The following is a 15,044-nucleotide window of genomic DNA, read 5'->3' as shown; positions in this document are numbered from 1 at the left end:
ACCATGAAGACCGGTGCGACGAACGAGCGGCCCGGCCCCATGACGAAGATGGCCAAGATCGGGCTGTGGGGCGCTTCGGGCAGCGGCAAGACGTCCTATCTGGCCGCGCTCTTCGTCGCGGTCACCCAGAGCGGGAAGTGGAACATCGGAGGCGCCGACCAGGAATCCGTGGACTTCCTGACCCAGAAGACCGACACGCTCACCCGGCAGCGCCGCTTCCCGAGCAAGACCGAGGGCATCCAGAACCTGAGCTGGACGGTCATGGGGGAGACCGAGCAGACCGTCGGCGGCCGCTGGCGCAAGCGGGTCGAGCCCGTCCCGCTGCATTTCCAGCTCGACATCCTCGACGCCGCGGGCACCCTCTTCAAGGGGACGACCGAGGACGACGAGACCGACAGCGGGATCGACCTCGGCTTCAACGACATCGGCGGCGGCACCGGCGGCGACCCGGAAGAGCTCATCGACCAGCTCTCCAGCTGCGACGGCATCGTCTACCTGTTCGACCCGGTCCGCGAGAACAAGAAGGGCGACGAGTTCCGGCACTTCCAGTGGGTGCTGCAGAACATCGTCCACCGCGCCGGCGGCGACGGGACGCTCGACGGCAGGCATCTCCCGCATTTCCTCGCCGTCTGCATCACGAAGCTGGACGACCCGAAGGTCTTCCATACCGCGTACAGGCGAAGGTACCTCACGGCCGACCCGGGCGATCCGCATCTCTTCCCCCGGGTCAGGGAGGACAAGGCCGAGGCGCTCTTCCGGGAGCTCGGGAACCTCTCGCCGACCCGGAGCGCGCTCATGGTCCATGACGCGATCAAAGCCTCCTTCGCCCCCGACCGGGTGCGCTACTTCGCCACCTCGTCCGTCGGCTTCTACCTGGCCCGGACGGCCACCCGGTTCCGGGCCGCGAACTTCCAGAACGTCGTCCCGCATCCGACGCAGGAGCAGGAGTACACGATCCGGGGGGACATCCATCCGATCAACGTGCTGGAACCGCTTCTGTGGCTCGGCGAGATGACCCGGCGTTAGGGGGCGCCCCATGGCGACGATCACGATGGAATGGGCGCTGTGGAGCGAGCGGCCGGGGGCCAGGGACGACTACACCGTCCTGTCGTGCAGCAGGGGGAAGCTCCGCCCGGGCCATTTCAAGAGGATCATCACCCGGTTCTCCCCGGGCACGGCCGAAGCGCCGGCCGACCTGCCCCGGGTCACCATCATCACCGTCGACGTCGCCCATGAACCTCATATCGGCCTGGCCATCCAGACCCAGTCGGACGCGTACGACGGAACCGGGAGAAGGATCGCGCCGACCCAGTTCTTCCTCTTCCCCTACAACGTGCTGGAAGGAAATCCTCTTTCCTACTACAACCTCTATCAGGCGTTGCATCCGGTCTCTTTGCCCGAGGCCGGAGAAGGCTCTTTGCTGCATGTCGATGTGCCCGGGTTCAACGCCGCGACGGTCGCGGCGGACCTGGCGCGGCTGGGCGCGGCGCCCACGTCCGTGGCCGCCCGCCTCCTCCACAAGGAACGGCTCTGCGTCACGGGGGCCGAGCAGTCCACCACCGATGACCGGCTGCGCTATCTCGACGCCGCGGTCTCGCTCCTGCCGTACGGCTACCGCGCCAAGATCACCGCCACCACCTGGGCCAACGGCGCCACCCGCCACATCCTCCGGATGTGCTTCTCGCGGCGTGCCGGCGAGGCGGGCATGGTGGAGGTGCCGTGGGAGGGGTCCGCCGCGGACCTGCCGGTCAGCGCCTTCGCCAGCCGGCTGGACGCCATGCTCGACCGCTTCGAGCCCACGCGGGTGATCGGCGGGCTGGCGTACCAGACGGCTCCGCAGATGTTCGACGACCCCCATGTGGTCTACGACACGCTCGGCAGGATCGAGAAGCGGCTCGACCGCGAGCACGGTCTCCGCCAGGGGAATCCCACCCTGGCGGACCTGCGCGAGTGGCTCGACGAAGGCGGCCTCCCCGACGACGAGGCGGAGATCGCGCTCCGGAAGCTGCTCCCCAAGGCGCAGAGCAAGGACATCGAACGCATCGCGAAGTGGCTGCCGGTCGTCGCCCCGAAGGAACTGAAGCCGTGGTGGACTCTACTGGCCGCCATGTCCACGAGGCTCCTGTGGAAGGAGGGAGCCCGGCTGGCACCGCTGCTCCGGGCCCTGCCCGGCGAGCGGGACGTCGACAAGCTCCTCGCGACCCTGGTCAAGGCCAGGCCCGACGAGAACGCGCAGCTGTCGCGAGGACTCGACGCGATCGCGCAGCTCCTCGCGACGCAGGTCGCCCCCGACCCAGGCACCCATCCCTCCACCGAGGCGGCGCTGACGGGCGACGGCCCCGTCGCCCTCGCACTGGTCTACGCCCTCCTCGCCGGTGAAGCAGGACGAGCGGAGCAGGCATGGGGCCGGCAGCGGCTGCCCGCCGAACTGATGATCCCCCTTGATCTGCTCTTGAGACTGCCGAAAGGCGAACCTGTCAACGCGGCGGTGATGGAGGACTTCGCTCGGCACGGCGACAGTTGCGTCGCCGCGGTGCTCAACATCGCCTCGCTGACGGGCAGGCTCGACCTCGCCGCGGACGGATTCATCGGCTGGTTGCTCTCCGGCAAGGGCTGCGAACCGGCCGGCGCCGGCTATTGGGGCAGCGTCCTGTCCGGGCTCACTCCCGCCGATCACCGCATGCAGGCGATGATCGATGTCGTGCTGCTGGCGACCAGCCACCGTCCGCGCTGGATGATGGAGGCGGCACCCGAGCATTGGCCGGAATATGAGGAATCGTTCGAACACCACTGGTCCCGTTCCTGGCCGAACCGGAACCAGATGATCATCGAGCTGGCCCATCATCTGCGCGCCCAGTCGTGGCACGACGTCCCCGGCAGGGCGACCGATATCCTCAGCGGCCTTCTCCCGAAGGCGTGCCTGCACGAGAACCCGACCGTGGAGAAAGCCCTTATCGAGAGCCTCTCCAATGCCCATGACCTGTCGAATGACCTCTACGCCGAGATGTGGCTGGACTCCAGAGGCGTTCGGCGCACGGCGGCGAACCCTCCGGTGGCGCCGCCGCAGGGTTCGGATGCCCCGCCGCGCGAGGCGCCGTCCGAGCACCAGCACACCGGTACACCGCAATCCGCGGCCTCCATCGTCGAGCACATCGTCGAGGCCGTCCTCCGCGGCGAGAGCTCGACCCTCGTCTACGACGACCTCAGCAAGCGGCAGATGCTGACAAGGGCCGACGTCGCGGTGGAGGTCGTGGCGTCGCTCGCCTACGCCATCGCGTCGCGCAAGTCGTTGAACGACGGCCACAACTGGACGAACAATCTCGTCGACGCCCTCTGCGAGGAGAAGTTCGGGCCGATCGTCGCCCAGGAATTCAAGAAGCAGTATCTGGAATGGAGCCTGAGGGCCATATCAGATCAGATCAGGCGGCTCCGAGACCTGAACAGCTCCGGGAACGTCCTCGATGACAACGACAACGCCGCCAAGGTCAGGTCCGCCGCGGACGTGCTCCTCACGCTGGTCGGCGACAAGCCGAAGGGGCACCGCCGCAAGGGACGCCGGGGCCGGGACACGCGGCAGGCGCCCCCGGCGGAGGACGAGGGCGCCCCAGCGGAGCAGGATTCGGCCGAATGACCGTGCCGGCGGCGGGCCGTCAGGCGCGGGTGACCTTCGCGCCGGTCCGCTCCGCGACCTCCTCCGGGGTCACGCCGGGGGCGGTCTCGACCAGGACGAGACCGGCCGGGGTGACGTCCAGCACGGCCAGGTCGGTGATGATCCGGTGGACGCACCGCCGCCCCGTCAGCGGCAGATCGCACTCCTCGACGATCTTCGGCGTGCCGTCCTTGGCGTTGTGGGTGGTCAGCACGATCACCCGGCGCGCCCCGTGGACCAGGTCCATCGCCCCGCCCATGCCCCGGACCATCGCCCCGGGGATCATCCAGTTCGCGAGGTCGCCGCCCGCCGAGACCTGCATGGCGCCCAGGATCGCGGTGTCGATGTGGCCGCCGCGGATCATCCCGAACGACAGGGACGAGTCGAAGAAGGAGGCGCCTGGCAGGACGGTGACGGTCTCCTTGCCCGCGTTGATCAGATCGGGGTCGACCTCGTCCTCGCGCGGGTAGGGCCCGACGCCCAGGATCCCGTTCTCGGAGTGCAGGACGACGTGCACGCCGGGCGGCACGTGGCCCGGCACGAGCGTGGGCAGGCCGATGCCGAGGTTCACGTAGTCGCCGTCGGCCAGCTCGGCGGCCGCGCGGGCCGCCATGTCGTCACGGGTCCAGGCCATCAGGCGCGCACCGTCCTCTTCTCGATCCCCTTGGCCGCCGCCTGCTCGCCGGTCAACGGCAGCACCCGCTGGACGAACACGCCCGGAAGATGGACCTCGTCCGGGTCGAGGTCGTCCACGAGCCGCTCCACCTCGGCGATCGTCGTCCGTCCGGCCATCGCCGCGAGCGGGTTGAAGTTCCGCGAGGACTTGGCGAACACCAGGTTGCCGTGGCGGTCCCCGCGCAGCGCCCGCACCAGCGCGAAGTCGGTGGTGATGCCGCGCTCCAGCACGTACGGGGTGCCGTCGAACTCGCGGACCTCCTTGGCGGGGGAGGCGACCGCGACGGTGCCGTCGGCCGCGTACCGCCACGGCAGCCCGCCCTCGGCGACGGGCGTCCCGACCCCGGCGGGGGTGAAGAAGGCCGGGATGCCGCAGCCGCCCGCCCGCAGCCGCTCGGCGAGCGTGCCCTGCGGGATCAGCTCGACCTCGACCTCCCCGCCCAGGTACTTGCGGGCGAACGCCTTGTTGTCGCCGATGTAGGAACCCGTCACCCGGACGATCCGCCCCGCCTCCAGCAGGATCCCGAGGCCCCCGCCGTCGACGCCGCAGTTGTTCGACACCACGCTCAGCCCGCCGGGCCCGGCGGCGTGCAGCGCCTCGATGAGGACGTTCGGCACGCCGCTCAGCCCGAACCCGCCCACGGCCAGCGACGCGCCGTCCGGCACGTCCGCCACGGCCGCCGCGGCGGTGGCCACCACCTTGTCCATGCCCGCCCCTCTTGTTCGCCCAGTGAACTTTACTTCATAATCGCGGAGGAAGTCTCCGTCGTCGCCGGGGTGATGTCAACCATGCGGGAAGCCCATCCGGTCGGGCCGCTGCAACGCGGGCTGCAGGTCATGGAGGTCTTCGGCGTCGCCGGCGGCCCCCTGCGCCCCGCCGACCTGGTCACGGCCACGGGCCTGGCCCGCTCGACCGTCGACCGCGTCGTCGGCACCCTCGCCGAGACCGGCTACCTGCGCCGGCAGGGCCGGGACGTGGCCGCGACGCCCCGGATGATGCGGATCGGGAACCTCTACCTGTCGGGCCTGGACCCCGATGGGTCCCTGGCCCGGCGCATCGCGGAGCTGGCCACCGCGCTGGACGAGTCGGTCTCGCTCGCCGTCCCCGACGCGGACGGCGTCCGCATCGTCGGCCAGTCCCGGCACAGCCGGTCCGTGGCGGTCGCCTTCAAGGTCGGCGACCTGCTGCCCGCCGAGCGCTGCGCCCCCGGCCCGATCTTCGCGGCGGAATGGGACGAGGAGCGGTGGCGCGCCTGGGAGGGGCGCGTCACCGGCGGCACCGACCGTCCCTTCTCCATCGTCCCGGCCACGGAACCCGCCGCGGTGCCGGTCCTGCGCGGCCGGGTCGAGGACTTCCGCGCGTCCGGCTGGTCGATCGACGACCAGCTCATCGAGCCGGACCTCGTCGCCGTCGCGGTCCCCGTCCGGGACGCCGCGGGCGCCGCCGTCCTCGCCCTGAGCGTGGTGAGCCACACCAGCCGCCACACGCCCGGGTCCTTGCGCGCCTATGCCCGCCCCCTGGTCACCGCGTGCGCCGCCGAGATGGAGAAGGCGCTGACCCACCGGCGCCCGGGCGGCACCCCCGCGCCCCGAACCGGCGCGGGCGGCGAGCTGAAGGCGCGGCTGGGAGCGGAGTTCCTGCAGTCCCTGGACCGCGGCCTGGCCGTCCTCCACGCCATCGGCACGCGGCCGGACGGGCTGACGATCTCCGAGGCCGCCGCCGCGACGGGCCAGCCCCGCGCCACCGCCCGCCGGGCCCTGCTGACGCTGGCCGGCCTCGGCTACGCCCGCGAGACGGGCCGCCGCTACCGCCTCCCGCCCCGCGTCCTCGACCTCGGCTACCGCGAGGTCAGCAGGCTGACGTTCGAGGAACTGGCCCGTCCCCACCTGCGCGCCCTCGTGGCGAAGGTCCGCGACTCGGCCTCGGTCGCCGTCCTGGACGCAGCGGACATCCGCTACGTCGCCCGCGCCCAGGCGTCACGGCTCATGCGGGTCGAGATCAGCGTCGGCACCCGCCTCCCCGCCCATGTCACCGCGATGGGCCGCGTCCTCCTGGCCGGCCTCCCCGACACCGAGGCGGCCGCCCTGATCGCCCGCGCCGACCGCCAGCCCCTCACCCCCCGCACGCTGACCGGCGAAACCGACCTGCGGCAGGCCGTCACCGCCGCCCGCGCCGACGGGCACGCCCTCGTCGACCAGGAACTGGAGACGGGGCTGAGATCGATAGCGGCCCCCATCCACGCCGCCGGCCGCGTCGTCGCGTCCCTCAACATCGCCGCCCCCGCCGGCCGCGAACCGGCCGAGCGGACGCGCGAACGCCTCCTACCCGACCTTCTCGCGACCGCCCGGGCCCTGGAAACCGACGTGGCCACCTTCGCAACCCACCAGCCCCTCCCCTTCTGACGCACTCGATCGACTGCGTCGAAAGCTCAATTTCTGGGGCGGTCGCGGTCGTTCTCTTGAGTCTGTTCCTTACGGCGTTACCGCCCTCGCCCTGTGCGGCATGGCCGCCCGGGTGATCGGCCGGTCATGTGTCATCGGCCCACCACCAGGCGATCGACGGGATCGGCGGGCGGCCCCGGGGCGTCGTGGGCAGGGCGGTGATCATTGCCGAGGCCATGGAAGGGTTCAGGTGGTAGCGCTCGGTCTGGGTGCTCCAATCGAGGTTGGCGCGGATCCACTGGGCCATGGAGTGCAGGAACCGGCGTGTCTCCTTGCTGGCCGTCGGCATGACGCGGTCACGCAGATCCAGGAACCGGATCAGGACCTGGTCGCGTACCCGCAGGGCCGCGTCGAGCGCCTCGGTGATGGAGTGGCCGCGCTCGGCGGCCAGCACGTCGACGAGGTTCTGGCGGTCGGCGGTCCGTTGTTCCTTCTGCCTGGAGAGCAGGTCGTTGTCCCAGCTGACCAGGAGCGAGGTCATCTCCATCAGGGCGCGAAGGGCGGTGGTGGAGAATTCCTTGTCGGGCACCTGGTAGCCGTCGGCGATGTCCAGCAGGACCACGGTGGTCATGACGGCGCCACCGTGGATCCGCATGCAGGTGTAGTCGTCGAGGCTCGGTACGATCCCGGTCCGGCGGTTGGCTGCTTTCCAGACCAGGCTGAACAGGTAGGCGCGGAGTGCGGTGGCCCATCGGTCGATCTGCGTGGGTGAGGCGATCAGTGCCAGTTGCTCTTTGATGTCGTGGAGGCTGCGTTCGAACGGCGTGCCGGCGACCGCGGCCCCGTCGGGAGCCTCCAGGACGCGCACGAGCCGGCCGGCCACCGCCGCCAGGCGGGCCGCGTCGGGAAGGGTGTCCACTTCGTCGTAGTGGGCGTCGTCGAAGACGAACAGCCAGGCGAAGAACCTGGTCACGACGGCGAGCCGGTCCTGGGGGGCGTTCGGCAGGATCTGCCCGGTGAGCATGCCCGCCTTCGTCCCGGCCAGCCGGTCGAGCTGACCGGGCTCCGAGCACAGGCCGGACCTCGACACCCAGCCGGTGACCTGGTCGTCGACCAGGCGGGAGGCGGGGTGCACGGCCGGGCCGATCGGGCAGTAGATGGTGGGGATCACGTGCCCGCCCCTTTCTGGCGTCGGCTCGGGAGCCGCCGGTCGGAGGGAAGCAGCAGCACCAGCGGCGTGGACAGCAGGTGCTGGACGTTCAGGAACCTGCGGAAGAGGTCGGGATCGTCTGGGATGCGTTCGAGCAGGCCGAGCAGGGCCCTGCGGACCAGGACGGCGGTGGCGGGAGGCCGGCCGCGGCTCCAGCCCTGATCGAGGCTGGTCGACATGAGCCAGGGCAGCCGGAGTATCCGGCGCGTCTGCCGCTGGAAACGGCGGCAGGCGGTGTCGAGAGGCGACCGGTCCATCGCCTTGCCCAGGAGAAGGGCATGCGCGGCGGCGACCGTCATGCCGTGCCCGTAAAGTGGATTGAGCCTGCACAGCGCGTCCCCGAGGACGACGAGGCCACCGGGCCATGGGCGGAGCCGGTCGTAGCGATGCCAGTACCCGCCGAGCCCGCCGTACCGGTAGATGGCGCTCACCGGCTCGCACTCCTCGACCACCCAGCGGATGTGCGGATTCGCCAGAGTGGCCGCGTAGGCGGTGAAGCCGTCGGGGTCGGTGGGCGCGGAATCGCCGTTCGCCCCGAACAGGCAGACCAGCCACTGGTCGTCTTCGATCGCGATGACAACACCGCCGCGCGCCGTCGTCGGCGCGAAAGTGGCCTGCACGGATGCCTGCAAACCGAGGCCATTCGAGGGATCGCGCTTGTAGAGGCGGGATGTATAGGAGAGCCTGCCGTCCACCCGGAGTGTCCTCGGCTCGGGGAAGCCGACCTCGGCCAGCCAGGCGGGAAGCCGGGAATGCGGTCCATCCGCGATCACGACGATGTCCGCGTCGAGCGCGGTTTGATCGTCCAGCCTGACGCCGGTGACGCGCCCGGCGGTGACGGCCAGTCCTTCCACCTGAGTCTTGTCCAGCAACGTCACAGCCGGGTGCATGAGCACACGGTGGCGCAGCGTGGTCTCAAGTAAGGGACGGCTGAAGGTCTGCAGGGCGAGTCCGGACCGGATCGCCGGTGACCATCCCGTGGGATACAGCATCCGGAAGAACCCGAAGTCGCCGACCGGCGCCCCCTGCGCAGCCAGTTCGTCTCGCAGCCCGGGGAATAGGTCCTCAAGGATCTCCGCACCGCGCGACAGCAGTCCGTGCGGGTGCCGGCTCTGCGGCGTGCCTTTCCGATAGGCGCGGCCGACAGCGATGGCGTCCCTCTCCAGGACGGTCACCCGGTCGAAGCGGTCGGCCAGGACCCGTGCGGCGACCAGGCCCGCGTATCCGCCGCCCACGACCGCGGCATGGCCGCGCGCATGAGCGCGGGTTCTCATGTCCGCTCCCGCCGGGTCAGGCGCAGAGGAAGCCGGCGGGGGCGGTAGAAGGCGGCGAGCGGCACCGGCCGAACGTCTGCGCCCGGCAGGGTCCGGACGTCCCACTGCTTGGCGATCGAGGCGAGGGCGAGTGTGCATTCGCCGATGCCGTAGTCGTCCCCGATGCACTTGCGCGCTCCGCCGCCGAATCCCGCGAACGCGCTCTGGGGCAGGCCCGCCATGCGCTCGGGCAGCCAGCGGTCCGGGGCGAACCGGTCGGCGTGCTCGAAGATGCCGGCGTTGCGATGAACCGGGACGGGGGTGATGACGACGGTGGTGCCCGCTTTCAGGGTGCGCCCGGCCAGTTCGGTGTCGCTGGTCGTGACGCGGGTGAACAGCCATCCGGCGGGGTACAGGCGGATCGTTTCGTTGACGACGCGCTGGGCGTAGGGCAGGTTCGTGCGGTCGTCCCAGGTCGCCACGGGTTTCGCGAGCGCCGCGTCGGCTTCGGCCTGCAACTGTGCCTGCGCGTCGGCGTTCTCCGACAGCAGGTACAGCGCCCACGTGAGGGTGGAGGCAACGGTCTCGCTTCCCGCCGCCAGTACGGTCACGGTCTGGTCGTAGAGTTCCGCGTCGGAGACCTGAGCGCCTTCGGCGTCGTGCGCGGCGAGCAGACCGGCCAGCACGTTGTTCTCGTCGTTGTCGGCGCGGGAGTCGGCGATGACCTGCCGCATCGTCTCCCTCAGGTGCCGCAGCGCACGGCGGTGCCGCAGGTTGCCCGGCAGCGGAAGCCGCAGGACGGCCCGGGGGAGGAACATCTGCCGGAAGAAGCCGCTGAACACGACGTCGAAGGAGCACCGGATCCGGTCCACCGTGGCATCGTCGACCTGTGCGGAGAACAGCGTCCGGGTCACCGTGCGCAACGCGAGGCGGTAGAGCTCGGGATAGGCGTCGATGTCCTGCGGGCTGCTCCAGGACTCGGTGAGGTCGGCGATCTCCTGCTCCATGACCGCCGCGTAACGCGCCAGCTGCGCCCGCTGGAACGCGGGCTGGAGCAACCGGCGCTGCCGCCGGTGGTCCTTGTGCGCACAGGTGGCGACACCGTTGCCGGCCATCTCCCTGGCCCGGTCGTAGTACTTCCCGCCCTTGTCGAACAGCCGGTCATCGGTCAGCGTCCGCCGGAGCAGCTCCGGGTGGCAGGGGACGTAGACATGCGTCGTCCCCAGGCGCATCTCCACCAGATCCCCGTACCTGGGCAAGGAGGTCAAGAACGCGATGGGCCTGCTCATCAGCGGCCAGACGTGACCGAGAACGGGCCAGCCCCCGGGAACGACACCGGACGTGAACGACTCAGTGGTCATTTGGGCCTCCTTCGACTGGGCCTCGACGGCTGTCGCCTTGGTACGGCTGACGTCCCCAGCACACGGCTATGGTGTTGTCGTCCTTTGAGTAGCGCCCATCGATCACCGGTTGCCAAGAGATCCACAGCCCACAAGATGTCGCGCTTCGCGGCCATGTCGCGCTTTCGCCCGATCCACCGCCGAACTGGAGCCCTGGTGATGCCATTCGGTCACTCCGCCGTGGAATCGATGGGCATTCGGTTGTCATCGCCACATCTAGGGCCCTCGCATTGGACAGCGTGTAACGGATATCGGCTGTCCATATAGGCGCACACAATCCCGCAGCCCTGGCTCACCAGCAGCCCGCCGTACATGCCCTGCCGGGAGCCGGGCACCTGCCGACCCGCGCATCGGACGTCGACCAGGAACCGGGGACGGGCCTGAGACCGATCGATGTTTGCCCAGTTCAGTGGGGGTAGTTTGCCGGGATGACGGAGTTCGTCGCCACCGCGGTCCTGGACATCGGGTACGAGGTGGCAGGGCCAATCGACGGTCCCGCCGCCGTGGCGGTGCACGGTTGGCCTGACGACGTGCACTGCTGGGACGAGGTGGTCCCTCTCCTGGTCGCCGAGGGGTATCGGGTGTATCGGCCGCACTTGCGCGGGTTCGGGGCGACCCGGTTCCGTGCGCCGGACAGGCCGCGCAGCGGTCAGGCGGGCGCGCTCGGCACGGATCTGCGCGACTTCCTCGACGCGCTGGACCTCGAAGACGTCGTCGTCGCCGGGCATGACTGGGGCGCGCGCGCCGGGTATGTCGCCGGGGCGCTGTTCCCCGAGCGCGTCCGCTGCCTCGTGGCGATGTCCGCCGGTCACGGCGCCAGCGGACCGGACGCGCCGCTGCCCTACCCGCTCGCGCACGCCTACTGGTACGAGTGGTTCGTGGCCACCGGGCGCGGCCAGGCCACCATGCGCGACGACCGGCGCGGGTTCAGCCGCTACCTGTGGGAGAGCTGGTCGCCGGGCTGGCGGTTCTCCGACGCCGAGTTCGACCAGGCCGCGCGGGCGTGGGACAACGACGACTGGCCGGACATCACCGTCAGCGCCTACCTGCACCGCTGGGGCGAGCACCCCGGCGACCCGGCCTACGCCGACACCGAGAAGCGCCTCGCGGACGTCCCGGCCGTCCAGGTGCCGACCCTGGTCCTGCACGGCGCCGAGGACGGCGACAACCTGCCGTCGACCAGCGAGGGCAAGGACGAGTTGTTCCCCCGGCTCTACCAGCGGGTGGAGCTGGAAGGCGTCGGCCACTTCGTCCCGCGTGAGGCCCCCGCCCGGACCGCGCGTGAGATCCTGCGCTGGTCCGCCGACAACTGACAGGGACCTCCGGGACGTCAGGTCCGGTGGACGATGCGGCCGTCGACGATCGTCATGGTCACCGGGAGGTGGGGGAGTTCGTCGGGCGGCGTGGTGAGGGGGTCGCCGGCGAACAGGGTGAGGTCGGCTTGGAAGCCTTCGCGGATGCGGCCCGCGCGGTGCTCCTCGCCCGCGCCGTAGGCGGCCCAGGCGGTGTAGCCCGCGAGTGCCTGGGCGGGGGTGAGCGCCTGGTCCTCGCCTACCGGAGGACGGTGCCGCCCGGCCGGCCGGCGGAGGACGGCGCCCGCCATGACGACGCGGGGGTCGTAGGTGGCCAGGGGCCAGTCGGAGCCGAGCGCGACGCGGCCGCCGGCGCGGACGATGTCGGCGAAGCGCCAGCCCTGCCGGCAGCGGTCCGGTCCGAGCCGCCGTGACCAGTTGTCGGTGTGGTCGGGCAGCGTCCAGTCCAGGTGGGTGGGCTGCATGGAGGCGACGACGTCGAGTTCGGCGAAGCGGGCGATGTCCGTTTCGGCGAGGATCTCGGCGTGTTCGATGCGGTGGCGGCCGTGCATCGGTGTCCCCGCGCGTTCGTAGGTGTCGAGGGCGTGGGTGACGGCGCGGTCGCCGATGGCGTGGGTGAAGCAGGGAAGTCCCATGTCGACGACCTGGCACACGGCCGCGTCGTACCGTTCGGGGTCGTTCCACACCGGGTGCTCGCCGTCCCCTGCGCAGTCCGGCTGGTGCAGCCAGGCCGAGCCGCCGTCGATGGTGCCGTCCAGGAAGAACTTGACGGCGCCGGTACGCCACCGGCCGGTGCGGTCGCGGTGCCGTAGCGCGCGGACGGTCTCCAGGGTGGCATCGACGTCGCCGGGCAGGGCCCAGGGCGCGAGCAGGACGCGGACCGGCAGCCGGTCGTCGCCGTCGAGTGTGTCGAGCACCGTTTCTGTGCCGGGCCACAGGTCGAGCACATGGATGCCGGTGATTCCTGCTGCGGCCTGGTCTTGGAAGAGCCGGGCCGCGTCGCGGGCGATCTCGTCGGCGTCCAGCGGCGGCACGGCCGTCTGGCCGAGCAGGACGGCGGAGATCTCGTGGAGCTGACCCGTGGGAACGCCGTGCTCGTCGACCACGATCTCGGCCCGGTCGCCGAAGTCGACGGGGCCGGTGATGCCGGCTCGCCGCAGCCCCTCGCTGCTCATCAGGGCGTTGTGGGCGTCGGCGAACCACAGGAAGGCGGGCCGTCCGGCGACGGCGTCGTCGATCAGGCGCCGGTGCATGGACCGCGGCGGGAGGGCGCCGTACTCGACTCCCTTGACGATGACCCACGCGTCCTGGGGAAGCCGCCGGCAGTCCCGGCGGAGCAGGTCGATCAACCCGGTCAGCGTGGTGACCCCGGCGGCGTCGGTACCCCGGTCGCCCGCGACCCCCAGCAGCGGGTGCTGGTGGGAGTCGACCAGGCCGGGTGTGACCGTCAGGCCCCGGCCGTCGACGATCTCCGTGCGCGGGCCGAGGTGCGGACGGACGTCGGCGGCGTCGCCGACCGCGACGATCTCCCCCGCCCGCACGGCCAGCGCGGTGGCCCTCGGCCGCGCCGGGTCGAGGGTGCGGACGGCGGCGTCCCGGATGATCAGATCGGCCCCGGTCACGGCGCCGGCTCCTCGGCCAGGGTCGCGAAGGCGCTGCCGGCGCGGACCTTCTCCTGGGGGCGGGCGATGACGAGGTAGAGCACGCCGAGCGCCAGCAGCCCGGCCGTGACCAGCGGGGCGGCCCAGATCTGGTACCACGGCGCGCCCGGGGGCGCCAGGACCGAGCGCGGCCACGTGATGTTGATGAACTGGAGGCCCAGCCAGAGGACGGCGAGCGCGTTGACGACGGTGCCCGCGGTGCCCAGCCGGATGTGCCCGGCGGGCGTCCAGGTGCCGCGGACCCGGCTGATCAGCGCGGCCAGGGCCACCAGGAAGAACACCAGGTAGAGCCCGGCGGTGCCGAACGTGATCAGGCTGCCGATGGCGGCGCTGTCGAGGGCGAGCAGCAGGCCCGCCCAGCCGGCGGCGGTCACCGCGACCGTGCCGCCGATCGGCGCGTGCCTGCGGTTGACGATCCGCAGGAAGCGCGAGCCGGGGAGCACCCCGTCCCGGGCGACGGAGTACACGGCGCGGGCGCTGGCGCCCTGCGCGGCGAGCCCGCAGGCCGCGAAGGCCACGATCACGACGCAGATGAACGGCTTGGACGCCCAGTCCCCGAACGAGGCGAGGACGGCCGTGGTCACCGGATCGGGGTCCGCGCCCGACACCACCTTCGCGGGGTCGGGGTGGGCGAGGGCGGTCGCGAACGCGTTGAGGATCACCAGGCCGCCGACGCTGAGCAGCGCCCACCAGATGGCGCGCGGGACGTGGCGCGCGGCGTTCCGGGTCTCCTCCGAGGACATCGTGGTGGCGTCGAAGCCGACGAACGCCCAGCCGCCGACGGCCAGCGCCGCCAGCATCGCCGCGGGCACCGATCCGCCCGACCCCGCCTCGGCGCCCAGGGTGCCCGTGAGCAGCGACCAGGGCTGCGTCCGGAACACCAGCAGCAGCGCCAGGCCGATCCCCACCGAGGCGACGGCCTCGGCGGCGATGCCGGCGTTCAGGACGCGGCGCAGCACGTCGATGCCCAGCGCGTTCACCAGCGAGCACCCCAGGATGAACACGGCGGCGACCGCGACCTGGAGGTGCGCCGTCGGCCTGATCTCGAACAGGGCGAGGAACCACGGCGTGGACAGGTAGGCGATGGTGGTGTTCGCAGCCAGGTAGCCGCACAGCGACACCCACCCGGTCAGCCAGGCGTAGGACGGGCCGATCAGCCTGCGGGTCCACTGGTAGGGGCCGCCCGAGATCGGGAACTCGGACGCCAGCTCGGAGTAGACGGTCAGCAGCAGGCACTGGCCCGCCAGGCAGACGGGCAGCGTCCACACCCACATCGGGCCCGCCACCACCGTCCCGACCACGGCCACCGCGTACAGGCCCACCACCGGTGAGATCGTCGCGAAGCCCATGGCGACGGAGCCGAACACCCCCAGCCGCCGGCTGAGCCGCTGCTCGTAGCCGAGTTCCCGCAGGCGCGCGTCGTCGTCCGCGTCGCCCGTGACAGGGGCCGGGGCGGGGCCGGGGGGTTGGTTCTCGATCATGGCACGTCCTCCGTACTGTT

11 protein-coding genes are annotated in these 15,044 nt (G+C 71.3%); 4 read left to right on the top strand and 7 right to left on the bottom strand.

Going from position 1 to position 15,044, the window contains the following annotated elements; translation table 11 throughout:
* The first annotated feature begins 3 nt into the window (after positions 1–3).
* Together E1298_RS02345 and E1298_RS02340 are read left to right on the top strand one after the other, a co-directional pair.
* Positions 4–1,026 (top strand): hypothetical protein, encoded by a 1,023-nt coding sequence (locus E1298_RS02345; protein ID WP_131889060.1) that lies wholly within the window; start codon positions 4–6, stop codon positions 1,024–1,026.
* A 10-nt stretch (positions 1,027–1,036) separates the two neighbouring features.
* Positions 1,037–3,631: a hypothetical protein gene (locus E1298_RS02340; RefSeq protein WP_131889059.1), complete on the top strand. Its 2,595-nt coding sequence runs from the start codon at positions 1,037–1,039 to the stop codon at positions 3,629–3,631.
* Positions 3,632–3,650: 19 nt separating this feature from the next.
* Here E1298_RS02340 and E1298_RS02335 read toward each other — a convergent pair whose 3' ends face one another.
* Together E1298_RS02335 and E1298_RS02330 are read right to left on the bottom strand one after the other, a co-directional pair.
* A complete protein-coding gene (locus E1298_RS02335; protein ID WP_131889058.1) occupies positions 3,651–4,283 on the bottom strand; it encodes a 3-oxoacid CoA-transferase subunit B in 633 nt (210 codons plus the stop codon).
* The gene (locus E1298_RS02330) at positions 4,283–5,032 is read right to left on the bottom strand and encodes a CoA transferase subunit A (RefSeq protein WP_131889057.1); all 750 of its coding nucleotides are present in this window, start codon (positions 5,030–5,032) and stop codon (positions 4,283–4,285) included. The genes E1298_RS02335 and E1298_RS02330 overlap by 1 nt, the downstream gene beginning before the upstream one ends.
* A gap of 81 nt (positions 5,033–5,113) precedes the next feature.
* Here E1298_RS02330 and E1298_RS51510 point away from each other — a divergent pair, with 81 nt between their 5' ends.
* Positions 5,114–6,727, top strand: coding sequence for an IclR family transcriptional regulator domain-containing protein (locus E1298_RS51510; RefSeq protein WP_207944385.1), 1,614 nt, complete (start codon positions 5,114–5,116; stop codon positions 6,725–6,727).
* Positions 6,728–6,851: 124 nt separating this feature from the next.
* Here E1298_RS51510 and E1298_RS02320 read toward each other — a convergent pair whose 3' ends face one another.
* From E1298_RS02320 to E1298_RS02310, 3 genes are read right to left on the bottom strand one after another with little or no spacing between them, the layout of a single operon-like run.
* On the bottom strand, positions 6,852–7,877 hold the full coding sequence (locus E1298_RS02320) for a terpene synthase family protein (protein WP_131889055.1): 1,026 nt from the start codon (positions 7,875–7,877) through the stop codon (positions 6,852–6,854).
* A complete protein-coding gene (locus E1298_RS02315; RefSeq protein ID WP_131889054.1) occupies positions 7,874–9,190 on the bottom strand; it encodes an FAD-dependent oxidoreductase in 1,317 nt (438 codons plus the stop codon). Before E1298_RS02315 ends, E1298_RS02320 begins: the two co-directional genes overlap by 4 nt.
* Entirely contained in the window at positions 9,187–10,530 is a 1,344-nt protein-coding gene (locus tag E1298_RS02310; RefSeq protein ID WP_131889053.1) for a cytochrome P450, read from the bottom strand. The genes E1298_RS02315 and E1298_RS02310 overlap by 4 nt, the downstream gene beginning before the upstream one ends.
* A 467-nt stretch (positions 10,531–10,997) precedes the next feature.
* Here E1298_RS02310 and E1298_RS02305 point away from each other — a divergent pair, with 467 nt between their 5' ends.
* Positions 10,998–11,882, top strand: a complete 885-nt coding sequence (locus E1298_RS02305) for an alpha/beta fold hydrolase (RefSeq protein ID WP_131889052.1) — start codon at positions 10,998–11,000, stop codon at positions 11,880–11,882.
* Positions 11,883–11,899: 17 nt separating this feature from the next.
* Here the strand turns inward: E1298_RS02305 and E1298_RS02300 are convergent, their stop codons facing one another.
* Both E1298_RS02300 and E1298_RS02295 read right to left on the bottom strand, forming a co-directional pair.
* On the bottom strand, positions 11,900–13,504 hold the full coding sequence (locus E1298_RS02300) for an amidohydrolase (RefSeq protein WP_131889051.1): 1,605 nt from the start codon (positions 13,502–13,504) through the stop codon (positions 11,900–11,902).
* Positions 13,501–15,024 (bottom strand): APC family permease, encoded by a 1,524-nt coding sequence (locus tag E1298_RS02295; protein ID WP_131889050.1) that lies wholly within the window; start codon positions 15,022–15,024, stop codon positions 13,501–13,503. Before E1298_RS02295 ends, E1298_RS02300 begins: the two co-directional genes overlap by 4 nt.
* Positions 15,025–15,044: the final 20 nt, after the last annotated feature.

It is taken from the genome of Actinomadura rubrisoli (genome assembly GCF_004349215.1).
In the GTDB taxonomy this organism is placed as follows: domain Bacteria; phylum Actinomycetota; class Actinomycetes; order Streptosporangiales; family Streptosporangiaceae; genus Spirillospora; species Spirillospora rubrisoli.
The sequence above is the reverse complement of the archived record's forward strand: the minus strand, read 5'-3'. Positions and strand labels throughout refer to the sequence as shown.